The sequence below is a fragment of the Streptomyces sp. NPDC040545 genome, assembly GCF_055595065.1.
Genome location: NZ_JBVIWA010000001.1, coordinates 227,122 through 251,775, shown reverse-complemented (window position 1 = coordinate 251,775; position 24,654 = coordinate 227,122). Strand labels below are relative to the sequence as shown.

Here is a 24,654-nt window from a genome sequence, read left to right as displayed (position 1 = left end):
CCCGTCCAGTATCCCCGAATGCCGGGGGCCCGCGTTCCGGTGACCGCTGTACGGACGCCCGCGCGGGCACGGCGAAAGGGGGACGGCGAAGGGGGCGGGCCCGATGGACCCGCCCCCTCAGCTCATACCGTTCAGCCCTTGCGGGAGTAGTTCGGTGCTTCGACCGTCATCTGGATGTCGTGCGGGTGGCTCTCCTTGAGGCCCGCCGAGGTGATCCGGACGAACCGGCCGCGGTCCTGCAGCTCGGGGACCGTGCGGCCGCCGACGTAGAACATCGACTGGCGCAGGCCGCCGACGAGCTGGTGCACGACCGCGGAGAGCGGGCCGCGGTAGGGGACCTGGCCCTCGATGCCCTCGGGGATGAGCTTGTCGTCGCCGCCCACGCCCTCCTGGAAGTAGCGGTCCTTGGAGAAGGACTTCTGCTCACCACGGGACTGCATCGCGCCGAGCGAACCCATGCCGCGGTACGACTTGAACTGCTTGCCGTTGATGAAGAGCAGCTCGCCCGGGGACTCCTCGCAGCCCGCGAGCAGCGAGCCGAGCATCACCGTGTCGGCGCCCGCGACCAGGGCCTTGGCGATGTCGCCGGAGTACTGGAGGCCGCCGTCGCCGATGACCGGGACACCGGCCGCCTTGGCGGCGAGCGAGGCTTCGTAGATCGCGGTGACCTGCGGGACACCGATGCCGGCGACGACGCGGGTGGTGCAGATGGAGCCGGGGCCGACGCCGACCTTGATGCCGTCGCAGCCGGCGTCGATCAGCGCCTGGGCGCCGTCACGCGTGGCGACGTTGCCGCCGATGACGTCGACGGTGGAGTTCGACTTGATCTTGGCGACCATGTCGCCGACCAGGCGGGAGTGGCCGTGGGCGGTGTCGACGACGATGAAGTCGGCGCCCGCCTCGATCAGGGCCTGGGCGCGCTCGTACGCGTCGCCGGCGACGCCGACGGCCGCGCCGACGAGGAGCCGGCCGTCCTTGTCCTTGGCGGCGTTCGGGTACTTCTCGGCCTTGACGAAGTCCTTGACCGTGATGAGGCCCTTGAGGATGCCCGCCTCGTCGACCAGCGGAAGCTTCTCGATCTTGTGGCGGCGCAGCAGCTCCATGGCGTCCACGCCCGAGATGCCGACCTTGCCCGTGACCAGCGGCATCGGGGTCATGACCTCGCGCACCTGGCGGGTGCGGTCCGACTCGAAGGCCATGTCGCGGTTGGTGACGATGCCGAGGAGCTTGCCGGCGGGGTCGGTGACCGGGACGCCGGAGATGCGGAACTTCGCGCAGAGCTGGTCGGCCTCGCGCAGCGTCGCGTCCGGGTGCACCGTGATCGGGTCGGTGACCATGCCGGACTCGGAGCGCTTGACCAGGTCGACCTGGTTGGCCTGGTCGGCGATGGAGAGGTTGCGATGCAGCACGCCGACGCCGCCCTGACGGGCCATGGCGATGGCCATGCGGGCCTCGGTGACCTTGTCCATGGCGGCGGACAGCAGGGGAACGTTCACGCGCACGTTGCGCGAGATGAGGGAAGAGGTGTCGATCGCGTCAGGCGACATGTCCGACGCGCCCGGCAGCAGCAGCACGTCGTCGTAGGTCAGTCCGAGCGTGGCGAATTTGTCGGGCACTCCGTCGGCGGTCATGACACCTTCCCAAATGGTCTTGCTCAGCGCGGATGTCCATGCTAACGGGATCCCGACGCGTCTCATTCCACGACCAAGGTCAAGCAGAAGTTTCGTCGTTTCCTACGACTGCGGACCGCGACCGGCGCCCACGCCGAGCTACCGGCGTGGATCTACGCGGGCCCGCCTGGACCGGGTCGGACCTGCCGTCCCCGCAACACGGACCGCGACGGGACCGCACGGACCGACGGACCGCGAGGACCCGCCGGGCCAGCTGCCGCGGCCGCTCTACTGCTCGGCGAGTGCCCGCAGCCGGCTGAGCGCGCGGTGCTGGGCCACGCGCACGGCCCCGGGGGACATGCCGAGCATCTGCCCGGTCTCCTCCGCGGTCAGCCCGACGGCCACCCGCAGCACGAGGAGCTCGCGCTGGTTCTCCGGAAGGTTCGCCAGCAGCTTCTTGGCCCAGGCGGCGTCGCTGCTGAGCAGCGCGCGCTCCTCCGGGCCCAGCGAGTCGTCGGGCCGCTCCGGCATCTCGTCGGAGGGCACGGCCGTGCTGCCGGGGTGCCGCATGGCGGCCCGCTGCAGGTCGGCGACCTTGTGTGCGGCGATCGCGAAGACGAATGCCTCGAAGGGGCGCCCGGTGTCCCGGTAGCGCGGCAGCGCCATCAGGACGGCGACGCAGACCTCCTGCGCCAGGTCTTCCACGAAGTGACGAGCGTCACCCGGCAATCGCGAGAGCCGGGTGCGGCAGTAGCGGATCGCGAGGGGGTGCACGAAGGCGAGCAGGTCGTGCGTGGCCTGCTCGTCGCCCTCCACCGCCCTGCGTACGAGCGCGCTGACGCCCCCGGCACTGCCGCCTTTGGCGGCGCCGGTCGGGCCTGTGGCCGCGGGTGACCCCAGGGCCTCGTCGTCGCGCATCAATCCATGGTGCCTTGGCGCCGGAGCATCCGCGCCGCCATGGCCCTTGTTGTGCATCGAAGCGTTATGAGCAGGTGCGCCGGAACTCATCATCTGCGCCCTCCCCTCCCGCTCGGCCGAATAGTCCCCGAGAGACTCCACACCCTCAAGGATGCGGCATCGCGCACGAAGCGAGACGTCCCCCGGATTGTGCCCCGCCAATCCCCGGGTGCGCACCGGGTAAGGCGGGGGCAGGGATGCCCTCGACAACAAGAGCCGTCGAGGGCGGCGCGCCGCCCCGTCCGCGGGTGGCGGACGGGACCGCTCTCGACGATCCACGGCCTGCGGCGGACCGGGCCGGGCCCGGCCACGACCGGGAGGTCAGCGGACCAGACCCCAGCGGAAGCCGAGTGCCACGGCGTGTGCCCGGTCCGAGGCGCCGAGCTTCTTGAACAGCCGGCGGGCGTGCGTCTTGACCGTGTCCTCGGAGAGGAAGAGCTCGCGCCCGATCTCCGCGTTGGACCGGCCGTGGCTCATGCCCTCCAGCACCTGGATCTCGCGCGCGGTGAGCGTGGGCGCGGCGCCCATCTCGGCCGAGCGGAGCCGGCGCGGGGCCAGTCGCCAGGTCGGGTCGGCGAGGGCCTGGGTGACCGTGGCCCGCAGTTCGGCGCGCGAGGCGTCCTTGTGCAGGTATCCACGGGCGCCGGCGGCGACCGCGAGGGCCACGCCGTCCAGGTCCTCGGCGACCGTCAGCATGATGATGCGGGCGCCGGGGTCGGCCGAGAGCAGCCGGCGGACCGTCTCCACACCGCCCAGCCCGGGCATCCGTACATCCATCAGAATCAGGTCGGAGCGGTCGGCGCCCCAGCGGCGGAGGACTTCCTCGCCGTTGGCAGCCGTCGTCACACGCTCGACGCCGGGCACGGTGGCAACCGCGCGACGGAGCGCCTCTCGGGCAAGCGGGGAGTCGTCGCAGACGAGGACGGATGTCATGACCGCCCTCCGCAGCTGCTGATGCGCGTCACCTTGAGCCTCCAGGCTGGTACGTATCGTCACCTGTGCGGTCGATGCCCCCGGACACCTGTCCGAGAACTTATTGGTTCAACCGCCTTCGCACTCTCAACGATGGTCACTCGAAAGAGTTACGGGTCGGACGGACACCTTCAGCACTCTACGTGAGGAAGCGATCACGGCGCAGGAGCCACGAGCCGCTTGTCCTCCATCTGGAGCTATGCCCTATTTGGCGGCTTTCCTTCCGTTTGGCACGTGTCTGAGGCTAGATTCCCAATGAGTCATATTTACATCTACTCCGACAGTAGGTGTGGAGACATGGACCGTATCCGCCTCAGTACCGGCACCAAGAGGGACTACCAATGGCAGATTTCTCCCGCCTCCCCGGACCGAACGCCGACCTCTGGGACTGGCAGCTGCTAGCCGCCTGCCGCGGGGTCGACAGCTCCCTCTTCTTCCACCCGGAAGGCGAGCGGGGCGCGGCCAGGAGCGCGCGCGAGGCCTCGGCTAAAGAGGTCTGCATGAGATGCCCGGTGCGTTCGGAATGCGCCGCGCACGCACTCGCCGTCCGAGAGCCCTACGGGGTGTGGGGCGGCCTCACCGAGGACGAGCGCGAGGAACTGATGGGCCGCGCCCGGCACCGCCTGATCCCCGCATCGAGTGCGATCGGACCGATCGGACCGATCGCGCCGCACTGAGAGCCGACGAAACGTCCGAAGGAACGTTTCTTCGAATCACCAGCACGCCCGGGCGTGTCGCCGCCCGGCCCGCGTTTCACCCGTTCGGCCGTATCCGGCCCCGCGAGGTGCGCCCCCCGGCCGCCGCCGGGGGCGGACGCGGGCCCGGCCGCGCGGCCGCGGGTCGGCGCGCGCTCGGCTGCGGGTCAGCGCGCGGCCGCCCGTTCCAGCTCGGCCAGGGTCGCGGCCACCGCCGGCACCCGGGCCAGGTCGGGCAGGGTCAGCGCCACGACCTCCCGCTCGACGGCCGGTTCCACCGCCACCGTGCTCACGCCCTTGGCCCGTACGGACTCCACCGCGAGCTCCGGCAGCACCGCCACGCCCAGCCCGGCGCCGACCAGACCGACCACCGCCGGGTAGTCGTCGGTGGCGAAGTCGATGCGCGGGGTGAAGCCCACGCCCTCGCACACGTCCACCAGATGGCGGCGGCAGCGCGGACAGCCCGCGATCCAGGGTTCGTCCGCCAGCTCCGCCATGCCCACGCGCTCCGCCCCGGCCAGCCGGTGCCCCTCCGGGACCAGACCGACGAGCCGGTCGGTCAGCAGCGGCCGCACCACGAGGTCGTCCCACTCCGCGGCGGAATGGGACGCCCCGCCGTAGCGGAAGGCCAGCGCCAGGTCGCAGTCGCCCTCGCGCAGCATCTCCACCGAACGCGGCGGCTCCGCCTCGACCAGCGAGATACGGGTCCCCGGGTGCTCGGCGCGCATCGCCGCGAGCGCCGTCGGCACCAGAGTGGAGCTGCCGCTGGGGAAGGACACGAGCCGGACCCGGCCCGCGCGCAGCCCCGCGATGGCCGCGACCTCCTCCTCGGCGGCGGTCAGCCCGGCCAGGATCCCCGCGGCATGGCGGACCAGGGCCTCGCCCGCCTGGGTCAGCCGCATCTCGCGGCCGGTGCGGATGAGCAGCGGGGTGCCGGCGGACTGCTCCAGCGCCTTCATCTGCTGGGAGACGGCGGGCTGGGTGCAGCCGAGCTCGCGGGCGGCGGCGGAGAAGGACCCGGTCCCGGCGACGGCGCGCAGAACCCGGAGATGGCGTGCTTCGATCACCCTTCGAGCATAAGCCCTACTTTGATTCTTGCACCAATACCCCGGTCTCGCTTTGAGATGGCTCGGTCGGCGTGGTCCCATGGGCTCCATGCACTTGATCTCTGTGAACCTCGGCCGCGCCACGGCCGTCGACTACACGGACGCGGAGGGCGGGGTGACGGGCATCGGCAAGCGCCCCGTCCCCGGACCGGTCCACGTCGCCGCCCCGGGCCCCAGGTCCACCGGCCTCGGCAGCGGCCTGGAAGGTGACACCGTCTGCGACCGGCGCTACCACGGCGGCGACCACCAGGCCGTCTACGCGTACGCCCGCGAGGACCTGGACCTGTGGGAGCGCGAGCTGGGCCGCGAACTGCCCGGCGGCCTCTTCGGCGAGAACCTCACCACCTCCGGCATCGACCTGAACACCGCGCGGATCGGCGACCGCTGGCAGGTCGGCGCCGACGTCGTCCTCGAAGTGGCCTCGGCCCGCATCCCGTGCCGGACCTTCCAGGGGGCCATGGGCCAGGCCGGCTGGGTCAAGCGGTTCACCCAGGAGGCCCGGCCGGGTGCGTATCTACGGGTGATCGAGGAGGGTTCGGTCTCCCCCGGCGACCCGATCCGGATCATCCACCGGCCGGACCACGACGTGACGGTGCAGTTGTGGTTCCGCGCCTTCACCACCGAACGGACCCTGCTGCCGCTCACCCTGGCCGCGGGCGAGGCGATGGCACCGGAGGCCCACGAGCGGGTCCGCCTGTACGTGGAGAAGTACGGGGCGGGGGCCGGGGCGAGGTAACGCGGTCCCCCCGGGAAGCTAGGTTGCGCCTATGACGACTGCTTTGATTACGGGATCCACGGCGGGCATCGGCGCCGCCTTCGCCCGGCGGCTGGCCGCCCAGGGACACAATCTGGTGCTGGTGGCACGGGACACGAAGCGGCTCGGCGAGCAGGCCACCGAGCTGCACGACCGGCACGGCATCGAGGCCGAGGTGCTGGCCGCCGACCTCTCCACGGAGCAGGGCATCGCGGCGGTCGAGCAGCGCCTCGGCGACCGCACCCACCCGGTGGACCTGCTGGTGAACAACGCGGGCTTCGGCAACAAGGGCCGCTACCTCGAAGTCTCCATGGCCGACGAGCTGACCATGCTGAAGGTGCACATCGAGGCGGTCCTGCGGCTGACCTCGGCGGCCACGGAGTCGATGCGCTCGCGCGGCCGCGGCGGCGTGATCAACGTGGCCTCGGTGGCCGCCTTCGTACCGCGCGGCACGTACGGGGCGAGCAAGGCCTGGGTCGTGCAGTTCACCCAGGGGGCTGCGCGGGACCTGGGCGGGTCGGGGGTGCGGCTGATGGCACTGTGCCCCGGCTTCGTCCGGACGGAGTTCCACCAGCGGGCCGGCATGGGCACGGACAACATCCCCGGCTGGATGTGGCTGGACGCCGACAAGCTGGTGGCCGCGGCCCTGGCCGACCTGGCCCGCGGGAAGACGGTGTCGATCCCGGACCCGCGGTACAAGGCGCTGATGGGCGTGGTGAAGCTGACGCCGCGCGGACTGCTGGGCGGGGTGTCGTCGCGTACGGGCCGCAAGTACGGCCCCCAGTAGCCCTGGAGGGTGCCCCGAGGGGTCCACCACAAGCGGCCAACCGGGTGAAATCTCCCTAAACTGGACCTGTCCCATCCAGCGCGGGAGGCGACGCGATGACATTCGTACAAGTGATCGATTACGAAACCAGGCGGTTCGACGAGATGAACGCGCTCATCGACCGCTGGGCGGAGCAGAGCAGCGGCAGGCGCACCGCCACGCACACGATGATCGGCCAGGACCGCGAGGCCCGGAACCACTACGTGGACATGGTGGAGTTCGCCTCGTACGAAGAGGCCATGAAGAACTCCCATCTCCCCGAGACGGACCGGATGTTCCAGGAGATGGTGGCTCTCTGCGAAGGCATGCCGAAGTTCATGAACCTGGACGTGGTCCGCGACGAGCACCTCAACAAGCAGCTCGCCAACCGGGTGTTCGAGGAAGCGGCCATGACCGGGAACATGAGCGTCCTCGACGAGTGCTTCGCGACGAACTACATCGACCACGACGCCAGCAAGGCGGAGTCCACCGTCGTCGGACGCGACTCCATGCGGTCGGACATGGAGACGTGGCGCGCGGCCTTCGACATGACCTTCGAGACGACGGCCCAGCTGGCCGAGGGCGACCTGGTCACGACGGTGTGGAACTGGACCGGCATCCACAAGGGCCCGTTCATGGGGGTCGCACCGACCGGGAAGACGTACTACATGTCCGGGAGCACCACGTTCCGGTGCGTGGAGGGAGAGATCATCGAGGGTTGGTGGCACTACAACCCCGGAGCCCTGCAGCAGCAGATGGGCGGAACGGGTTCCCCGTACGGAACCTGAGCCCCCGACACGGGGATGAGCAACGGGAAGGCCCCGTGCCGCAGCTGCGGAACGGGGCCTTCCAGGCGTGGTGCGTGCGATCAGTGGCTGTGGCCGTGACCGTGGCCGTGACCGGCGTCGCCCTCGTCCTCCGCCGGCTTCTCGACGACCAGGGTCTCGGTCGTGAGCAGCAGGGAGGCGATGGAGGCGGCGTTCTCCAGCGCGGAACGGGTGACCTTCACCGGGTCGATGACGCCGGCCTTGACCAGGTCGCCGTACTCGCCGGTGGCGGCGTTGAAGCCCTGGCCCTTGTCGAGCTCGGCGACCTTCGAGGTGATGACGTAACCCTCGAGACCGGCGTTCTCGGCGATCCAGCGCAGCGGCTCGACGGCGGCGCGGCGCACGACCGCGACACCGGTGGCCTCGTCGCCCGACAGGCCGAGGTTGCCCTCGAGGACCTTCACGGCGTGGACGAGCGCGGAGCCACCGCCGGAGACGATGCCCTCCTCGACCGCGGCGCGGGTCGCCGAGATGGCGTCCTCGAGACGGTGCTTCTTCTCCTTGAGCTCCACCTCGGTGGCGGCGCCGACCTTGATGACGCAGACGCCGCCGGCGAGCTTCGCCAGGCGCTCCTGCAGCTTCTCGCGGTCCCAGTCCGAGTCCGTGGACTCGATCTCGGCCTTGATCTGGTTGACGCGGCCGAGGACCTCGTCGTGGCTGCCGCCACCGTCGACGATGGTGGTGTCGTCCTTGGAGATGGTCACGCGGCGGGCGGAGCCCAGTACGTCCAGACCGGCCTGGTCGAGCTTGAGGCCGACCTCCTCGGCGATGACGGTGGCACCGGTGAGGGTGGCCATGTCCTGGAGCATCGCCTTGCGACGGTCACCGAAGCCGGGGGCCTTGACGGCGACCGCGTTGAAGGTGCCGCGGATCTTGTTGACGACGAGGGTGGAGAGCGCCTCGCCCTCGACGTCCTCGGCGATGATCAGCAGCGGCTTGGAGGCGCCGGCCTGGATGACCTTCTCCAGCAGCGGCAGCAGGTCCTGGATCGAGGAGATCTTGCCCTGGTTGATCAGGATGTACGGGTCGTCGAGGACGGCCTCCATACGCTCCTGGTCGGAGACCATGTACGGCGAGAGGTAGCCCTTGTCGAAGGCCATGCCCTCGGTGAACTCCAGCTCCAGGCCGAAGGTGTTGGACTCCTCGACGGTGATGACACCGTCCTTGCCGACCTTGTCCATCGCCTCGGCGATGAGCTCGCCGACCTGCTGGTCCTGCGCGGAGAGCGCGGCCACGGCGGCGATGTCGGACTTGTCCTCGATCGGGCGGGCGGTCGCGAGGAGCTCCTCGGACACGGCCTTGACCGCGGCGTCGATGCCCTTCTTCAGGGCGGCCGGGGACGCACCCGCGGCGACGTTGCGCAGACCCTCGCGGACCAGCGCCTGGGCCAGCACGGTGGCGGTGGTGGTGCCGTCACCCGCGATGTCGTTGGTCTTGGTCGCCACCTCCTTCACGAGCTGCGCGCCCAGGTTCTCGTACGGGTCGTCCAGCTCGACCTCGCGAGCGATGGTGACACCGTCGTTGGTGATGGTGGGGGCGCCGAACTTCTTGTCGATGACGACGTTGCGGCCCTTGGGGCCGATCGTCACCTTGACCGTGTCGGCAAGCTTGTTGACGCCGCGCTCGAGGGCGCGACGGGCGTCCTCGTCGAACTTCAGGATCTTCGCCATGGGAGCGGTTCAGCCCTCTCGAAAACTCGGGTTTAACGAGCTGCGCCCCTCGCCGCCCGGCAATCAGCGGGGTGACCAGGGGCGCAGCTCAAAGCAGTACTGATGAAGAGAATTACTTCTCGACGATCGCGAGCACGTCGCGAGCCGAGAGGACGAGGTACTCCTCGCCGCTGTACTTCACTTCGGTGCCGCCGTACTTGCTGTAGAGCACGATGTCGCCGACGGTGACGTCCAGCGGGAGACGCTGGCCGTCCTCGAAGCGACCCGGGCCCACCGCGAGGACGACGCCCTCCTGGGGCTTCTCCTTCGCGGTGTCCGGGATGACCAGGCCGGAGGCCGTGGTCTGCTCGGCGTCGAGCGGCTGGACCACAATGCGGTCCTCAAGCGGCTTGATGGCAACCTTGGAGCTGGCGGTCGTCACGATCCGACCTCCCCCTTCGGAGATCCGGGGTTAACTGTCTGAGGTGGCGACCAGGTCGATCCGTCGTCGCGGGTGCCGGATCTGCCTGTCGCTGTGTTGGCACTCACCGGGGGTGAGTGCCAGGTGCGAGACTATTCCGGTGATTAGCACTCGGTCAAGCGGAGTGCCAATTCCCGACCGTCGGGCGTTGCGCGAAGGAGAACCGGAACGTCGGCCACCGGGGCGCACGGACAGGGGGGATCGCCCCCCTCAGCGCCCTGACCAGGCGAAACGCAGAGCCGCGCCGACGCGACACCGCCGCGAACGCGGCGGGCCTGACGATCAGGATCTCCGCGTTCCGGTCGGCCGGAAGGCGACGTCCGCGCGGGGCGGTGGGAGTGGCGTCGGTGGCGATACCGATCACAGGGCCGGAAAATCGCACGCACGTCCGTGCGACCTCACTACTGTCCCCGGTATGACCAGGACGAACTCCGGCGTGCGATGGATCCATGCCTTCCCGATCTCGATCGGCATCGCCGCCGGGATCTTCATGTACTCCGCGGCCGTACCCCGGCTGATCACCCAACTGACGGGGGTGGAAGGCACGTTCAGCGCGGACATCTGCACGTGGGGCGACTTCGACTCCGAAGGGGACCGGAGCATGTCGTGCGCGGGGGACTTCACCGCCTCCGACGGATCGTTCACCCTCTCGGGGATCGAGATCGACGGCGTGTTCGACGACCGGCCGAAGGCGCCGGTGGCCGCCCTCGTCAGCGGGCCGGCGGCCGACCATGCCGTACAGACGGACCTCGGCACCTCGCTCGCGCCGATGGGCGTGGGGCTGATCGCCTTCGCGTTCCCGGCCTGGGCGCTGACCGCGGCCACCCGGGACGCCGTCGACCGCCGCAGACGTCGCCGGAACCGCCCGCCGGAGCCGGCCGCCGACCCCAACTCGTGGGGGCCCCTGCCGTCTGCGTGACCCGTGCGGGGTGCTCGGTGGTGTGGCTTCCCTGCCGTGGTGGGTCGCCTCAATCGCCGGCCGGTCCCCTGCGGGGTGCCCTGCGGTCGGCTCGGCGGCACGGATCCCTCCTGCCGTGGTGGGTCGCCTCAATCGCCGGCCGGTCCCCTGCGGGGTGCCCTGCGGTCGGCTCGGCGGCACGGATCCCTCCTGCCGAGGTGGGTCGCCTCAATCGCCGGCGGGGCTGGGTGGTGTGGGGCGGTGCCCCGCACGAGGGTCTCCTCGGCTCGGCGCGTGCGGGCTCGTCACGGCCAGACGGCCGTGGTCGCGCCTCGTCCTGCGGGGACCCTCCTGCGTGTCCCCGCCCCACGGCAGGGCTTCGACAGCGCGGCTCCCATCCCTCTGTGGGCTTCGACGGCCTGAGGGGTGGGGGGACGGGGCGGGGTGTCCCCGCAGGACGAGCGCGCGACCACCGGGTACGGCCGAGACACGCCCGCACGCGCCGAGCCGAGGAGACACCCCGCCCCGGCACCCCACCCCGCCCCCTGCCGACAAACCCGCCACCCCCAGCCCCGCCGGCGATTGAGGCGCGGGACCGGGCAGCGCCCGGCCTGGATCCGCCCGCCCCGCACACCGCCGAGCCACCCGCAGGGCAACCGCGGGTCCGGGCAGCGCCCGGCAGACAGCCCGCGCCCGGCACACGGCCCGCGCCCGGCAGACGGCCCAAAGGAACCACGGGGAGGGCTTCAACGTCGTAGATGATATGAAGATAAAGCGCCTCATTGCCGAGCAGATCGGACCCAAAGCTTCCGCTGACCCCGGCGCACCGGGCGCCACGTCCTCACCCGAGGCGGCACCCCCGCCGCCCCCGCCGCCCTTCCCGTCCGCCCCCAAGGACGCCGGCGGCATCCCGTGCGTGGGCTGAAACCCCTGACGTCGGCGGTCGCCCGCCGCCGCACCGAGGCGCTGCTCCTGGTCTTCGTCATCGCCATCGCCGTCTTCGGCCACGCCGCCGCAGGCCTCGCCATGAACGGCGAGCTGCCGCCCAAATTCGTCGACTTCACCATCAGCATGACCCTGCTGTCCCTGGTGGGACATCTGGGCATACGCCGTTTCGCGGCCTACGCCGACCCACTGATCTTCCCGCTCGCCATGCTGCTGACCGGCCTCGGACTGGTGCTGCTGCACCGCCTCGACCAGGGCTACATCGAGCGCTACAACTCGGACGCGAACGCCCCCGGCCAGCTGATGTGGACGGTCGTCGGGGTCGCCGCCTGCCTGCTGGTGCTGGCGCTGCTGCGCGACCACCGGCTGCTGCAGCGGTTCATCTACATCAACATGGCCGTCGCGCTGGTGCTGCTGATCGCGCCGGCCTTCTTCGGCGCGGACACCTACGGTGCGAAGCGCTGGATCAAACTCTTCGGCTTCTCGCTGCAGCCCGGCGAGTTCGTGAAGATCATGATCGCGATCTTCTTCGCCGGCTACCTGGTCATCCACCGGGACTCGCTGGCTCTGACGGGCCGCAGGTTCCTGGGCATGCGGCTGCCCCCGATGCGCCAGCTCGGCCCGATCGTCACGGTGTGGATCATCTCGATGCTGGTCCTGGTCTTCGAACGCGACCTCGGCACCTCGCTGATCTTCTTCGGGGTGTTCGTGGTGATGCTGTACGTCGCCACCGAGCGCACCAGCTGGATCGTCTGCGGCCTGCTCATGGCCTCGGCGGGCGCCTTCGTGGTCGGTTCGACGGAGCCGCACGTCAAGGCACGCGTGGCCGCGTGGCTCAACCCGCTGTCGTACTACTGGGAGAACCGGCCGCCCGGAGTCACCTCGGACCAGTCGGCGCAGGCCCTGTTCAGCTTCGGCACCGGCGGCGTCTCCGGCACGGGCCTCGGCATGGGGCACCCCGAGCTGATCGCGTTCGCCGGGCGCAGCGACTTCATCCTGACCACGGTGGGCGAGGAGCTGGGCCTGGCCGGGGTCATGGCCGTACTGATCCTCTACGCGCTCCTCGTGCAGCGGGGGCTACGGATGGCACTCGGCGCGCGCGACCCCTTCGGCAAGTTGCTCGCGGTGGGCCTGGCCGCGGCGCTGGCCCTGCAGGTCTTCGTGGTCGCGGGCGGCGTGACGGGCCTGATCCCCCTGACGGGCAAGGCTCTGCCGTTCCTGGCCAAGGGCGGCTCATCCCTCCTGGCCAACTGGATCATGATCGCGCTGCTCCTCCGCATCAGCGACAGCGCGGAACGCCAACGCGAGGCGGACACCCACGGCCCGGTGGAAACGACGATCACGCCGACAGTGCGGGTGTAGGGGGCGGGAGCTGCTCGGTCGGCATCAGGGATGCGTATGGGGGTTTCCCGTCAGTCTCATCGTCTCTCCGGTTCGGGCCGGTCCCTCAAGGGCGCTCGTTCCTCGCGTCGCTTCGCGATGGCCTTCGGCCACCCTTGACCGACCGTCCCGCCCCGGACACACGAAGACCGCCGGGAAACCCCCGAAGGAACGGGCCGGGCGGCCAGAGATGCCCAAGCAGATCCCGCTGGGCACGGTCCCGAGACGGGCCCGTCCGGACCAGGCCCGGGTCGGGGGAAGCACGCCCGATCGCTACGCGCTCCTCGATCACAGCGACTGCGACCCGTCTGGGGTTGCCGGAGGCAGTTCTCGTCCACCAGCCCAGACCGGACTACACATCGCTTTGGCCGCACCTGCCGCCACCCTCACGGAGGAGACGCCTTTCATCTCGCTGATGGACACCTGCCTGCGGCCCTAGGGTGTTGGAACGCAGAAGGGGTGATCGGTTTCATGACCAGCCAGGACAGCGGGAGTGCCGGTAACTTCGTCCGGGCGTTCAAGCCTCTGCGGCGGCGCGGTATCCAGCGGCTGGCGCAGGAGCAGTGGGGCTCGGGGCGGTCCGTCTGGTCCACCGATTCCGAGGATCGGGAGCTGGTCGTCGACCAGATCGACGTACGAGCGGAAGAGGCGGACGACCGCGTCTGCGACGCGCTGGGCGTTCCGGCGGGGGCTCAGGTGTGGGTCCGCAGCCGCCGCTTCGTGCTTGACGGCAAGCCCGTGCTGTTCGCGGTGTCGTACCTGCCGGCGGACATCGTCGGGGACTCTGCCATCACACAGGCCGACACCGGTCCGGGCGGGACGTACGCGCGGCTGGCCGAGCTGGGGCATGCGCCCGTTCATTTCCGGGAGGAGATCCGCTCCCGGATGCCTTCGGCCGGTGAGGCCGAGCGGCTGTCGCTCTCCATGGGCACGCCTGTCATCCAGATCGTGCGCACCGCGTTCGCCGAAGGCGGGCGAGCCGTTGAGATCAACGAGATGACGCTGGACTCCGCTTCCTACGTGCTGGAGTACGACTTCGACGCCTGAGAGGGTCTGCCCGCGCACCGCGTCGGCGGGGCGAGGATCCGGTCGGCCGCACCCTGGCGGGCGCTCGTCCGACCCCGGGGTGCCGCCCGTTCGCGCGGCCGACGAGGTCTCTTCCGGTGATTGGCGGGGGCCGCGCGGGCCGAGTGGGGACGGTCCGGGTACGTCCTCTTCGCAACGACGACGCCGAGCACCGTTGAGGGGATCAACCATGTACGCAGCAGTCCGGCGGTATGAAGGCGTGACCGACCCGGCCGAGGCCGGACGCATCGTCGACGAGGGGTTCGTGCCGATCATGCGCCAGGTTTCCGGTTTCGTGGCGTACTTCTGGGTCGACGCCGGGGGCGGGGTGATGGTGTCCACGAGCGTCTTCCGGGACCGTGCGGGCGCCGACGAGTCGGTCGAGAGGGCTGCGCAGTTCGTCCGCGAGAACCTGGCTCAGTTCCTGCCCAACCCTCCGCAGGTGACGGCCGGCAAGGTCGTCGCCTCCGGCTAGGTTCTGCCGGTGGTCCAGGACGGGCCGGAGACGCTGAGACGTGAGGAGCGCGTAGCGATCGGACGCGCTCCCCCGCCCCGGACCCTGGTCCGTGATGGGCCCCGTCTCTGGACCGTGCTCACCGGGATCTGCCTGGGCATCTCTGGCCGCCCCGTCCCTGGAAAGGACGCCCGGCCCGTTCCTTTGGGGGTTTCCCGGCAGTTTTCGTATGTCCGGGGCGGGGCGGTCGGTCAAGGGTGGAGCGCAGCGACATCGCGAAGCGACGCGACGTAGGAGCGCCCTTGAGGGACCGGCCCGAACCGGAGAGACGATGAGACTGACGGGAAACCCCCATACACACCCCCGACGCCGCCCGAGTGGCTCCCGCCCCGGGCCCCGTCCCCGCCCTACAGGTAGTCCTCCAGGAGGCCTATGCGGTAGCCCTGTTCCTGGATGCGCTGGAGCATGCGCGTCGTCATCTGGGTTTCCGTCGCGCCCTTGAGCTCACCCGGGCCGCGGAAGTGGGCGAGGATGATGTCGCCCGGCTTGAGGGCGGAGCCCTCGGCGTACTGGAAGTTGTTGATCTGCATCGAGACCCGCCACAGCACCAGGGACGAGACTCCGCACTCCGAGGCGGCCCGGAGGGTGTCGTCGTTGTAGTTGCCGAAGGGCGGGCGGAAAAGCGGCGGGCGCTTGCCGAAGCGCTTCTCCAGGCGTTCCTGCTGGCCGCATATCTCCTTCTTCTGCGCCTCGAAGGAGAGGGTCCGCAGATTCGGGTGCGTCAGCGTGTGGTTGTTTATCGTGCTCGCCGAGCCGTTGTCGCGGATCTTCTCGAAGTGCCCGTAGTCCGACGAAGCCACGTTGTCCGTGAGGAACATGCTGATCGGCAGCTTGAGGTCGGCCGCCATCTTCAGGAACTCGGGGTCCTTCTCCGCGCCGTCGTCGAAGGTCAGGAAGACGACCTTGTCGTCCGCCGGGACGGGTATTCGGTTTATCACCGGGACCTTGCCCGCGCCCGGCTTGGGGATCTGCGGCTTCTGGGCCGGCTTGGGCGCGTACTGGAGGGGGGCCGTCAGGCCCCACTTCTTGTACGCCTCGTCGGAGGCGCCCCCCGGTGCCGGCGAAGCCGTCGACGGCGCGGCGCTGCCGGCCTCCGGTGTCGGCTGCGCCGTCTTGGCGGCCAGTCGTTCGGTGGGTGCCGCGCTGTCCCCGCACCCCGTCAGGGACAGCGCGAGCGCGCCGGCCGCCAGCGTTCCGGCTACCAACCGGCGCGCGTGCTTCACAGATAGTCCTCCAGGCGAGCCACGGCGTATCCCTTGTCCGTGACGGTCTTCATGACATGACGGATCATGTCAGGCATCGTGCCCTTCCAGTCGTCCTTGCCCCGGAAGTGAGTGAGGATGATGTCACCGGGGTGCAGATCGCGGTCCCATTCCCGGTAGTCCATCCGGTTGGTGAACGCCTCCGCGTTCCACAGCGGGACCGCCTTGATGCCGCAGGACTTCGCCGCGCGCAGCGTGTCCTGGTTGTAGTTGCCGTACGGCGGGCGGAAGAGGGTCGGCCGCTTGCCGAACTGCTTCTGGATCGTGTCCTGCTGGCCGCAGATCTCCTCGCGCTGCTGCTCGTACGACAGGCCGGGCATGTAGCGGTGGTTGAGCGTGTGGTTGTTCAGGGTGACGCCCGCGGCCTGCATCTGCTTGAAGTACGGATAGTTGTCCCGTACAACGTAGTCGCTGAGGAAGGCCGTGTACGGGATCTTGAGCTCCTGCATCATCTTCAGGAACTCGGGGTCCTTCTCCGAGCCGTCGTCGATCGTCAGGAAGACGACCTTGTCCTCGGTGGGGACCGTGGTGAAGACGTTCGGGTACTCCTCCTGGTCCTCCACCTCGAAGCCTTCGCGCGTGGTGATCTCGGGCTTCACCTTCGGCGCCGGCGGGGCGGCGAGCGGGGTCTTGCGCAGGCCCCACTTCTTCGCCGCGACGACGCGCGCCTGCTGGGCCTCCTTGGCCTTCTCGGCGGCGCTGAGCGCGCCCGCCGCGCCCGCCTCCGCGGCCTTCGCCTTCGCGGCCTTGTCCGGCCCGGAGTCCCCGGAGCCGCACGCCGTCCCGACGGCGGCGACGAGCAGGGCCGCGACGGCCACCCCGAACCGGCCGCGCGGACCTGCCGCGTACCGGTGACCTTGTTGCGACTTATTTCCTTTTTGTCGTACTAGCTGCATAGCAGCGCATCCTGGCATCCGACACACGGGCTCCCCGGAAGACACCGCGAACGCGGTCCCACCTTCCTTCGACTGGCCCACACCGTCCGGTCCGGGGCGCCCGCCCGCGCCGCCCCCGGGCCGGCCCGTCGCCGACAATGGACCCGTGACCCCCGAAGACTTCGCCGCCCTCCTCACCCCCGAGGGCCGCGCCCTCCTGGACTCGCTCCGCGACTACGACCCCTCCCAGGAGCTGGCCGTCGCCACGCGGCTGCGCCGCGAGCACCCCGCCGCCCTGGTCTCCGCCGCGCTCGGGCAGGCCCGGCTGCGGCAGCGCGCGGTGGCGAAGTTCGGCGCCGAGGACGCCTTCCGGATGTACTTCACGCCCGGCGGCGGCGAGATGGCCACCCGCGCGTCCGTGGCCTCGTACCGGGCCGAGCGGCTCGCCGCCCTCGGCGTACGCAGCCTCGCGGACCTGTGCTGCGGCATCGGCGGCGACGCCCTGGCCCTGGCCCGGCTCGGCATCCGGGTGCTCGCGGTGGACCACGACCCGCTCACGGTCGCCGTCGCGCGGGCCAACGCCGAGGCGCTGGGGCTGGCGGACCTGATCGAGGTCCGGGAGGCGGATGTGACGGAGGTGGACACCGCCGGATACGACGCCGTCTTCATCGACCCGGCCCGGCGCGGGGGGCGCGGCCGGATCTTCGACCCGGAGTCGTACTCGCCGCCGCTGTCGTGGGCGGTGGAGACGGCCCGTGCGGCGAAGTACGCCGCCATCAAGATCGCCCCCGGGATCCCGCACGAGGCCGTGCCCGCGGAGGCCGAGGCCGAGTGGATCTCCGACCAGGGGGACGTCAAGGAGGCCGTGCTCTGGTTCGGGACCGCGCCGGGGACCGTACGCGCCACCCTGCTCCCCGGACCGCGCGGGCTGCACACGGCCGATCCGCTGCCCGATCCGGCGGCCGGGCCGGTCGGCCGCTGGCTCTACGAGCCGGACGGGGCCGTCATCCGCGCCCATCTGGTCGCCGAGGTCGCCGCGCAGCTGGACGGCCGGCTGATCGACCCGACCATCGCCTACATCACCGCCGACGAGCTGCGCGCGACGCCGTACGCGACGGCGTACGAGATCACCGACGTGCTGCCCTTCGGCCTGAAGAAGCTCAAGGCGCTGCTGCGCGAGCGCGGGGTCGGGATCCTGACCGTGAAGAAGCGCGGCTCGGCGATCGAGCCCGAGGAGCTGCGCAGGAAGGTGAAACCGCAGGGGCCGAACTCCGCGACCGTCTTCCTGACCCGGGTGGCGGGAGCTCCCTCGATGCTCATCGGCGCCCCTGTGCCGGCCCCCGCCGACACCCCCTGGCCTCTGGCCTGACCCCTGGCCCCCGCCCCGGTCAGCCTCCGTCGACCTCCACCGACTCGAACCGCCAGCGGTGCACCGCCCGCGTGATCAGGTCGGCCGCCGGTTCGGGCAGCTCGGGGAGGTCGGCCGCGACGCCTTCGGCGGCCTCCCACCAGGTGATCACGAGGACCCGGTCCTGCGGGGCGCGGAACACCTCGCGGCGCACCGGCTCCCGGGCGAGGACCTGGGCGCGGGCCCACTCCAGCAGCTCGTTGCCCCGGCCGTCCGCGGCCCGGGCCTCCCACATCAGCGCGACGGTGCTCACGAGTACAGGTTGTCCTTGCTCAGTTCGTGCACGTGGTCGTGATCGTGCGTGTGGCCGTGACCGTGGCCGTGGCCGTGGCCGTGGCCGTGATCGTGCGTGTGCGCGGTACCCGGCACGTGCGGGTCCGTCACCGGCAGCGAGGAGTCCGCCGACAGGTCCCAGTCCGATGCGGGCCGGTTCCGCTTGACCATCTCCGCGCCCAGCGCCGCAACCATCGCGCCGTTGTCCGTGCACAGCTTCGGCCGCGGTACGCGCAGCACGATCCCCGCGGCGTCGCACCGCTCCTGCGCCAGCGAGCGCAGCCGGGAATTGGCCGCGACGCCGCCGCCGATCATCAGGTGGTCGACGCCCTCGTCCTTGCACGCCCGGATCGCCTTGCGCGTCAGCACGTCCACCACGGCCTCCTGGAAGGACGCCGCCACATCGCGCACCGGTACGTCCTCGCCCGCGTTGCGCTTCGCCTCGATCCAGCGGGCGACGGCCGTCTTGAGCCCGGAGAAGGAGAAGTCGTACGCGGCGTCGCGCGGCCCCGTCAGCCCGCGCGGGAAGTTGATCGCCTTCGGGTCGCCCTCGCGTGCGAGCCGGTCGATGACCGGACCGCCCGGGAAGCCCAGCTGGAGCACGCGCGCGATCTTGTCGAAGGCCTCGCCCGCCGCGTCGTCGATGGTCGCGCCGAGCGGCCGTACGTCGGAGGTGATGTCCGGGGCCAGCAGCAGCGAGGAGTGCCCGCCGGACACCAGCAGCGCCATGGTCGGCTCCGGCAGCGGCCCGTGCTCCAGCTGGTCCACGCAGATGTGGGAGGCCAGGTGGTTCACCCCGTACAGCGGCTTGCCCAGCGCGTACGCGTAGGCCTTGGCCGCCGAGACGCCCACGAGCAGCGCACCGGCGAGGCCGGGTCCCGCGGTGACGGCGATGCCGTCGAGGTCGCGGGCGCTGACCCCGGCCTCCTTCAGGGCGCGGTCGATGGTGGGGACCATCGCCTCCAGGTGGGCCCGCGAGGCCACCTCCGGCACGACGCCGCCGAAGCGGGCGTGCTCGTCGACGCTCGACGCGATCGCGTCCGCGAGCAGGGTGGTGCCGCGGACGACGCCGACGCCGGTCTCGTCGCAGGAGGTCTCGATGCCGAGGACGAGCGGTTCGTCAGCCATTGCTCTCACTGCTCTCAGTTCGTGCTTGTGCGGGGTCGGTCAGTCGCATGACGAGCGCGTCGACGTTGCCGGGCTGGTAGTAGCCGCGGCGGAAGCCGATGGGCTCGAAGCCGAAGCGCTCGTAGAGCTTCTGGGCGCGGGTGTTGTCCACCCGTACCTCCAGCAGCACCTCGGCGCACTCGAACGCGGTGGCGGCGCGCAGCAGGTCGGTCAGGAGCCGGGCGCCGAGCCCGGTCCCCCACTGGTCGCGCGCGGCCGCGATGGTCTGTACGTCGGCCAGGTCGCCGGCGGCGGCCAGTCCGGCGTAGCCGACCAGCCGGCCCGCCGCGTCCTCGGCGACGATGTAGCGGCGCGTGGCCTGCGGGCCGCGTGCGTGGGCGAGTTCGGACCAGAACATCCCGGCGGACCAGGCGTCCTCGGGGAACAGCTCGTGCTCCAGTTCCAGCACGGGCCCGATGTCCCACCAGCGCATCTCGCGCAGCGTGTGGGGGGTCACTGCGGCGTGACCACCTTGTAGTTCTTGGGCACCTGGGCGTCGGGCCGGCGCAGGTAGAGCGGGGTCGGAGGCAGGCCCCCACTATTTTCGAACGCCAGGCCCGCGGCCAGTCGTTCCGCGGCCAGCGAGGCCAGCGCGGCGGCCGACTGGTGCTCGGGGCCCCGGGCGTCCTGGAACACCTCGGGGTACAGGAGTGCGCCCTGGCCGACCGCGGGCAGGCCGGCGACCTGTTCGGCGATGTCGGCCGGGCGGTCCACGGCGGGCTCGCCGACGCGCGTGCGCGGGTCCTCGTACCGGGCCCAGTAGACCTCCTTGCGCCGCGCGTCGGTGGCGACGATGAAGGGGCCCTCGATGCCGGCGGTCCCGGCGGCGTACGCGAGGCCGTCGAGCGTGCACAGGCCGTGCACGGGCACGCCCAGCACGGCGGCGAAGGTGGATGCGGTGACGAGGCCGACGCGCAGCCCGGTGTAGGGGCCGGGTCCGACGCCGACGACGATGTCTGTGACGGCGTCGAGCGTGACCCCGGCCTCGGCGAGGACCTTGTCCACGGAGGGCAGCAGGAGCTCCCCGTGGCGGCGGGCGTCGACCTGGTTCGACTCGGCGACGACGGACTCACCGTCGTGCAGGGCGACGGTGACGGCGGGCGTGGCGGTATCTACGGCGAGCAAGAGCACGCGAACAGCCTACGACTCCGGCGGCCGCACCCCTTGCGGCCGGTCCCGGAGCAGGGCGGCTGCTACCTTTCGACGGGGTACCTGACGTGGTATCGGTCGCGCGGAGAGGTGGAGCAAGGTGGCACGCAGCAGCTCGGGAATCGTGGCCGGGCTCACCGCCGCGGCGGTGGCCGTCGTCGGTTTCCTCGGCTACCAGGCCTCCGCCACGGCGCCCGCGCGTCCCGCGAAGGCCGCCGCCCAGGAACCGGCCCCCGCCCCGAGCCCGGCCGCCAAGCAGGACCCGGCGAAGCCGGTGGCCGTGCCCGAGGGTTCCGGCACCGGGGTGCGCGTCGTGTATTCGGTGGGCCAGAAGCGGGTGTGGCTGGTCGGCGACCCCGCGCAGCCGCCGAAGTCGTTCACGGTGATGCCGAGCACGGTGCACCCGAAGCCGGGCACGTACACGGTGGGGTCGCGCTCTGGTTCGGTCACCGGCTCGGACGGCGTGCCGATCGAGCACGTCGTGCGGTTCGCCAGCACGGAGGGTGTGGCGGTCGGTTTCAGCGCCCGTTCGGACGGCGCGCTGCCGGAGCCCGACCCGAACAAGAAGACCGGCGGCATCCGCATGACCCGTGCCGACGGCGACGCGATGTGGGCCTTCGCGACGATCGCTTCGAAGGTCGTCGTCGTTCCCTGACGGATCGCCCTCGCTTTCACCCGACCGGGTGACGGCGCGCCACGCCTAGGCCGCTTCGGATTCCGGAGCGGCCTCTTCGTGTGCGGTGTCGGCCGGCCCGCCCGGGGTGGTGGCGTACTCGCGCGCGGGCGGCGTCGAGACGGCGGTGGCGGCCATGCCGGCGGCGAGGAGCGTCCACATGGAGACGGTGGACGGGCGGGGTTCGCGATGTGCTCCTGCTGGTGCCGACATGGCTGCCTCCTGGACCCGGGACACCGTACTTAGGCATACCTAAGAAACTCTCGGTACCATGTCACCACGAGGGCCGCCGACAGCGCAATATCTTGCCGACGAGTTGTCGGTACGTTTACTCCGAGAGGGCGCCCGCCAGGGCGTCCAGCCCGGCCCCGGCACTCCAGCGCGCCCCGACCCCGCGCACGAGGACCTCCCGTACGTCGTCCAGGACCTCCTCGTGGCCGACCGCCCGCGCGATCACCACGTGCAGCCGGTCGTCGGAGAGCTCCTCCACCTTGCCGTCGCCCCACTCCACGACGACCACGGACTCGGGCAGCGAGACGTCGAGGTCCAGGTCCTCCATCTCGTCCAGCCCGCCGCCCAGGCGGTACGCGTCCACGTGCACCAGCGCCGGTCCGCCGGTCAGCGAGGGGTGCACCCGGGCGATCACGAAGGTCGGCGAGGTCACGGCCCCGCGCACGCCCAGGCCCTCGCCGAGGCCGCGGGTGAGCGTGGTCTTGCCCGCGCCCAGCTCGCCGGTCAGCAGGACGAGGTCGCCCGGGCGCAGCAGGCCGGCGATCCTGCGGCCCAGTTCCTGCATCGCGTCCGGGGAGTCGATGGTGATCCGGGTCTCCGCGCCGGCCCCGGCCTCAGGTGCCGGCGCCTGGCTGCGCTGTGCTTCCAGCGGTACTTCTTCCATGCCCGCCAACGTTAGTCGCTGCGGGGACGGCCGCCGCCCCGGTGCGCGCCAGCAGCTCGGTGAGCAGCCGCGTCACGGTCTCCGGGCGTTCCAGCATCATGAGGTGCCCGGTGGACTCCAGGACCACGAGGTCGGCGCCGGGGAGCGCCTCCTTGATGGCGACGCTGTGCGCGGACGGGGTGATCATGTCCTTGTCCCCGGCTATGACCGTCACCGGCAGGTCCGCGAACAGCTGGAGCGCGGAGGTCTTGTCGTGGGTCTGGAAGGCCGGGTAGAACTCGGCGACCACGTCGATGGGCGTGGCCTCGATCAGCCGCTCCGCGAACCGCGCGACGCCCGGATCCACGTCCCGGGAGCCGAACGAGTACATCTTGATCATTCCGGCGAAGAGGTCCGCGGTGGCCCGGCGGCCCTTCTCCACCAGCTCCACCTGCGAGCCGAGCGCCTTGAGCACGCCCGGCAGGAGCCTGCGCACGGCTCCCATGCCGACGGCCGGAAGCCCGTACGTCACCTCGTCGAGGCGGCCGCTGGAGGTGCCGACGAGGGCCACGCCGACGACGCGGTCGCGGACGATCTCGGGGTACTGCTCGGCGAATCCCATGATGGTCATTCCGCCCATCGAGTGACCCACCAGGATCAGCGGCCCCTCGGGGGCGGTCGCGTCGATGACGGCCTTCAGGTCCCGGCCGAGCTGGTCGATGCTCACCGGCTCGCCGTCCGCCTGGGCGAGGCCGCGCGCGCTGCGGCCGTGGCTGCGCTGGTCCCAGTAGACCGCGCGGACCACACCGCGCAGGGCGGCGCGCTGGAAGTGCCAGGAGTCCTGGCCGAGGCAGTAGCCGTGGCAGAAGACCACGGTGGCCTGGGGCTCGGCCTTGCGCCGCAGCCGTCGCCGCTTGCCGTCGTCGGGGAGCTCGTCGACCTCGTAGTAGAGCTCGGTGGCGTCCTCGGCCCGGCAGATTCCCTCGGTGCCGCGCAGGGACCCGTAGTCCCCGGCCGCGTCGAGTGCCAGGCGTGCTTTCATCCGCATGCCGCGCCCGACGGTGATCCGTTCGACCGCGACACCGGCCGCCGCGCCCGCGGCTATCACGCCGATGGCGGCGCCGGCCCAGCCGGCCTTGCGCCAGTTCTCGCTCACGCCGCCGCCCTCACTCCGCTCAGCCGCCGAGGTACACCCGGGGCACACGTGCACCGATACGGGTGACGATCTCATACGCGATCGTGTGCGCCGCTCGTGCCCAGTCCTCGGCGGTGGGTTCACCGCGCTCCGCGTCCCCGAAGATGACGGCCTCGTCACCCGCGCGGGCGTGGTCTCCCTCCAAGTCGACCACGAACTGGTCCATCGCGACGCGCCCGGCGACCTGGCGGACCTTGCCGGCGACGAGCACCGGGCCGAGGCCCGAGGCCTGCCGGGGGATGCCGTCGGCGTATCCGGCCGGGACCAGCGCGAGGGTCGTCTCGGCATCGGTGACGTAGTGGTGGCCGTAGCTCACCCCGTGCCCGGCGGGGACCGTCTTGACCAGCGCGAGGGAGGCCTTGAGGGTCATCGCGGGCCGCAGGCCCAGCTGGGCCGGGGTGCCGAGCTCGGGGGCGGGCGAGACCCCGTAGACGGCCAGCCCGCAGCGCACCAGGTCGAAGTGGGACTCGGGCAGGGTCAGGGTGGCCGGCGAATTGGCGATGTGCCGGACCTCGGGCTCCACGCCCTCCTTCTCGGCGTACGCGAGCATGTCGCGGAAGGCGGCCAGCTGGAGCTGGATCGAGGGGTGACCGGGCTCGTCGGCGCAGGCGAAGTGCGACCAGACGCCGGTGACCTGGACGGTCCCCTCGGCCTGGGCGGCGACGGCCGCTGCGACCAAGGCCTCCCAGTCGGCGGGCTGGCAGCCGTTGCGGCCGAGGCCGGTGTCGGCCTTGAGCTGGATGCGGGCGGTGCGGCCCGCCGCGCGGGCGGCCTCGCGGACCTCGTCGAGGGCCCACATGCCGCTGACGGAGACGTCGATATCGGCCTCGACGGCCTCCCGCCAGGGCCCGCCCGGCGTCCAGAGCCAGCACATGAGGCGCCCCTGGATCCCGGCGGCGCGGAGCGCGAGGGCCTCGTCGGGCGTGGCGGTCCCGAGCCAGGTGGCACCGGCTTCCTGGGCGGCCCTGGCGCACTCCAGGGCGCCGTGCCCGTAGGCATTCGCCTTGACCACGGCCATCAACTCGGCCCTGGGCGCCCGCTCGCGCAGTGCGCGCACGTTCTCCCGTACGGCGTCAAGATCGATCTCGGCGTACACGCGCGTCGCTGTCTCGTTCATTGC

At 71.2% G+C, this 24,654-nt stretch carries 25 protein-coding genes and 1 pseudogene; 10 read left to right on the top strand and 16 right to left on the bottom strand.

The genetic code is table 11. The features are described from left to right. Positions 1–131: 131 nt before the first annotated feature. The 3 genes from guaB to ACZ573_RS01275 form a co-directional block, all read right to left on the bottom strand. The gene (guaB, locus tag ACZ573_RS01285; RefSeq protein WP_471297559.1) at positions 132–1,631 is read right to left on the bottom strand and encodes an IMP dehydrogenase; all 1,500 of its coding nucleotides are present in this window, start codon (positions 1,629–1,631) and stop codon (positions 132–134) included. A 267-nt stretch (positions 1,632–1,898) separates the two neighbouring features. Continuing rightward, entirely contained in the window at positions 1,899–2,528 is a 630-nt protein-coding gene (locus tag ACZ573_RS01280; RefSeq protein ID WP_030389108.1) for a sigma-70 family RNA polymerase sigma factor, read from the bottom strand. A 360-nt stretch (positions 2,529–2,888) separates the two neighbouring features. Next, complete coding sequence (locus ACZ573_RS01275) at positions 2,889–3,500, bottom strand: response regulator transcription factor (RefSeq protein ID WP_003948568.1); 612 nt, start codon at positions 3,498–3,500, stop codon at positions 2,889–2,891. Positions 3,501–3,880: 380 nt separating this feature from the next. Between ACZ573_RS01275 and ACZ573_RS01270 the strand changes: the two genes are divergently transcribed. Further along, the gene (locus ACZ573_RS01270; protein ID WP_471297557.1) at positions 3,881–4,216 is read left to right on the top strand and encodes a WhiB family transcriptional regulator; all 336 of its coding nucleotides are present in this window, start codon (positions 3,881–3,883) and stop codon (positions 4,214–4,216) included. Between the two features lie 185 nt (positions 4,217–4,401). Here the strand turns inward: ACZ573_RS01270 and ACZ573_RS01265 are convergent, their stop codons facing one another. Further along, on the bottom strand, positions 4,402–5,301 hold the full coding sequence (locus tag ACZ573_RS01265) for a LysR family transcriptional regulator (protein WP_471297555.1): 900 nt from the start codon (positions 5,299–5,301) through the stop codon (positions 4,402–4,404). 88 nt (positions 5,302–5,389) lie between these two features. Here ACZ573_RS01265 and ACZ573_RS01260 point away from each other — a divergent pair, with 88 nt between their 5' ends. From ACZ573_RS01260 to ACZ573_RS01250, 3 genes are all read left to right on the top strand, one after another. Continuing rightward, on the top strand, positions 5,390–6,076 hold the full coding sequence (locus ACZ573_RS01260) for an MOSC domain-containing protein (protein ID WP_471297553.1): 687 nt from the start codon (positions 5,390–5,392) through the stop codon (positions 6,074–6,076). A gap of 31 nt (positions 6,077–6,107) precedes the next feature. Further along, positions 6,108–6,881 (top strand): SDR family NAD(P)-dependent oxidoreductase, encoded by a 774-nt coding sequence (locus tag ACZ573_RS01255; protein WP_471297551.1) that lies wholly within the window; start codon positions 6,108–6,110, stop codon positions 6,879–6,881. A 110-nt stretch (positions 6,882–6,991) separates the two neighbouring features. Continuing rightward, positions 6,992–7,687, top strand: coding sequence for an ester cyclase (locus ACZ573_RS01250; RefSeq protein ID WP_471297549.1), 696 nt, complete (start codon positions 6,992–6,994; stop codon positions 7,685–7,687). Between the two features lie 80 nt (positions 7,688–7,767). Here the strand turns inward: ACZ573_RS01250 and groL are convergent, their stop codons facing one another. Continuing rightward, a complete protein-coding gene (groL, locus tag ACZ573_RS01245) occupies positions 7,768–9,396 on the bottom strand; it encodes a chaperonin GroEL (RefSeq protein WP_030011063.1) in 1,629 nt (542 codons plus the stop codon). A gap of 112 nt (positions 9,397–9,508) precedes the next feature. Further along, a complete protein-coding gene (groES, locus tag ACZ573_RS01240) occupies positions 9,509–9,817 on the bottom strand; it encodes a co-chaperone GroES (RefSeq protein WP_030011064.1) in 309 nt (102 codons plus the stop codon). Between the two features lie 454 nt (positions 9,818–10,271). Between groES and ACZ573_RS01235 the strand changes: the two genes are divergently transcribed. The 4 genes and pseudogenes from ACZ573_RS01235 to ACZ573_RS01220 all read left to right on the top strand — a co-directional run bounded on the left by ACZ573_RS01235 (position 10,272) and on the right by ACZ573_RS01220 (position 14,619). After that, on the top strand, positions 10,272–10,775 hold the full coding sequence (locus ACZ573_RS01235) for a hypothetical protein (RefSeq protein WP_471297548.1): 504 nt from the start codon (positions 10,272–10,274) through the stop codon (positions 10,773–10,775). A gap of 891 nt (positions 10,776–11,666) precedes the next feature. Further along, a complete protein-coding gene (locus tag ACZ573_RS01230; protein ID WP_471297546.1) occupies positions 11,667–13,061 on the top strand; it encodes an FtsW/RodA/SpoVE family cell cycle protein in 1,395 nt (464 codons plus the stop codon). Between the two features lie 450 nt (positions 13,062–13,511). After that, positions 13,512–14,126, top strand: a pseudogene (locus ACZ573_RS01225) (GntR family transcriptional regulator); the annotation flags it as partial. A 208-nt stretch (positions 14,127–14,334) separates the two neighbouring features. After that, positions 14,335–14,619 carry a hypothetical protein gene (locus ACZ573_RS01220; protein WP_471297544.1) on the top strand — a complete coding sequence of 95 codons (285 nt, stop codon included), beginning with the start codon at positions 14,335–14,337 and terminating at the stop codon, positions 14,617–14,619. A 386-nt stretch (positions 14,620–15,005) separates the two neighbouring features. Here ACZ573_RS01220 and ACZ573_RS01215 read toward each other — a convergent pair whose 3' ends face one another. Together ACZ573_RS01215 and ACZ573_RS01210 are read right to left on the bottom strand one after the other, a co-directional pair. Next, the gene (locus tag ACZ573_RS01215; protein WP_471297542.1) at positions 15,006–15,881 is read right to left on the bottom strand and encodes a polysaccharide deacetylase family protein; all 876 of its coding nucleotides are present in this window, start codon (positions 15,879–15,881) and stop codon (positions 15,006–15,008) included. Continuing rightward, the gene (locus tag ACZ573_RS01210; RefSeq protein WP_471297540.1) at positions 15,878–16,816 is read right to left on the bottom strand and encodes a polysaccharide deacetylase family protein; all 939 of its coding nucleotides are present in this window, start codon (positions 16,814–16,816) and stop codon (positions 15,878–15,880) included. The genes ACZ573_RS01215 and ACZ573_RS01210 overlap by 4 nt, the downstream gene beginning before the upstream one ends. Positions 16,817–16,961: 145 nt before the next feature. On the opposite strand from ACZ573_RS01210, the gene ACZ573_RS01205 reads away from it, so the two are divergent. Next, on the top strand, positions 16,962–18,164 hold the full coding sequence (locus ACZ573_RS01205) for a class I SAM-dependent methyltransferase (RefSeq protein WP_471297538.1): 1,203 nt from the start codon (positions 16,962–16,964) through the stop codon (positions 18,162–18,164). Between the two features lie 19 nt (positions 18,165–18,183). Here ACZ573_RS01205 and ACZ573_RS01200 read toward each other — a convergent pair whose 3' ends face one another. From ACZ573_RS01200 to tsaB, 4 genes are read right to left on the bottom strand one after another with little or no spacing between them, the layout of a single operon-like run. Next, entirely contained in the window at positions 18,184–18,456 is a 273-nt protein-coding gene (locus ACZ573_RS01200) for a hypothetical protein (protein WP_030725866.1), read from the bottom strand. Then, positions 18,453–19,604: a tRNA (adenosine(37)-N6)-threonylcarbamoyltransferase complex transferase subunit TsaD gene (tsaD, locus tag ACZ573_RS01195; protein ID WP_471297536.1), complete on the bottom strand. Its 1,152-nt coding sequence runs from the start codon at positions 19,602–19,604 to the stop codon at positions 18,453–18,455. The genes ACZ573_RS01200 and tsaD overlap by 4 nt, the downstream gene beginning before the upstream one ends. Then, on the bottom strand, positions 19,597–20,076 hold the full coding sequence (gene rimI, locus ACZ573_RS01190) for a ribosomal protein S18-alanine N-acetyltransferase (protein ID WP_030725871.1): 480 nt from the start codon (positions 20,074–20,076) through the stop codon (positions 19,597–19,599). Before rimI ends, tsaD begins: the two co-directional genes overlap by 8 nt. 20 nt (positions 20,077–20,096) lie before the next feature. After that, positions 20,097–20,774, bottom strand: a complete 678-nt coding sequence (gene tsaB, locus ACZ573_RS01185; protein ID WP_471297534.1) for a tRNA (adenosine(37)-N6)-threonylcarbamoyltransferase complex dimerization subunit type 1 TsaB — start codon at positions 20,772–20,774, stop codon at positions 20,097–20,099. A gap of 118 nt (positions 20,775–20,892) precedes the next feature. Between tsaB and ACZ573_RS01180 the strand changes: the two genes are divergently transcribed. Continuing rightward, a complete protein-coding gene (locus ACZ573_RS01180; RefSeq protein ID WP_471297532.1) occupies positions 20,893–21,447 on the top strand; it encodes a hypothetical protein in 555 nt (184 codons plus the stop codon). A 45-nt stretch (positions 21,448–21,492) separates the two neighbouring features. On the opposite strand, the gene ACZ573_RS01175 is transcribed toward ACZ573_RS01180, so the two are convergent. From ACZ573_RS01175 to alr, 4 genes are all read right to left on the bottom strand, one after another. Continuing rightward, positions 21,493–21,678, bottom strand: a complete 186-nt coding sequence (locus tag ACZ573_RS01175; RefSeq protein ID WP_471297530.1) for a hypothetical protein — start codon at positions 21,676–21,678, stop codon at positions 21,493–21,495. 115 nt (positions 21,679–21,793) lie between these two features. Then, positions 21,794–22,360: a tRNA (adenosine(37)-N6)-threonylcarbamoyltransferase complex ATPase subunit type 1 TsaE gene (gene tsaE / locus ACZ573_RS01170; RefSeq protein WP_471297528.1), complete on the bottom strand. Its 567-nt coding sequence runs from the start codon at positions 22,358–22,360 to the stop codon at positions 21,794–21,796. Next, entirely contained in the window at positions 22,311–23,570 is a 1,260-nt protein-coding gene (locus ACZ573_RS01165; protein WP_471297527.1) for an alpha/beta fold hydrolase, read from the bottom strand. Before ACZ573_RS01165 ends, tsaE begins: the two co-directional genes overlap by 50 nt. Beyond that, positions 23,515–24,651, bottom strand: coding sequence for an alanine racemase (gene alr, locus ACZ573_RS01160; protein WP_471297525.1), 1,137 nt, complete (start codon positions 24,649–24,651; stop codon positions 23,515–23,517). Before alr ends, ACZ573_RS01165 begins: the two co-directional genes overlap by 56 nt. Between the last annotated feature and the right edge of the window lie 3 nt (positions 24,652–24,654).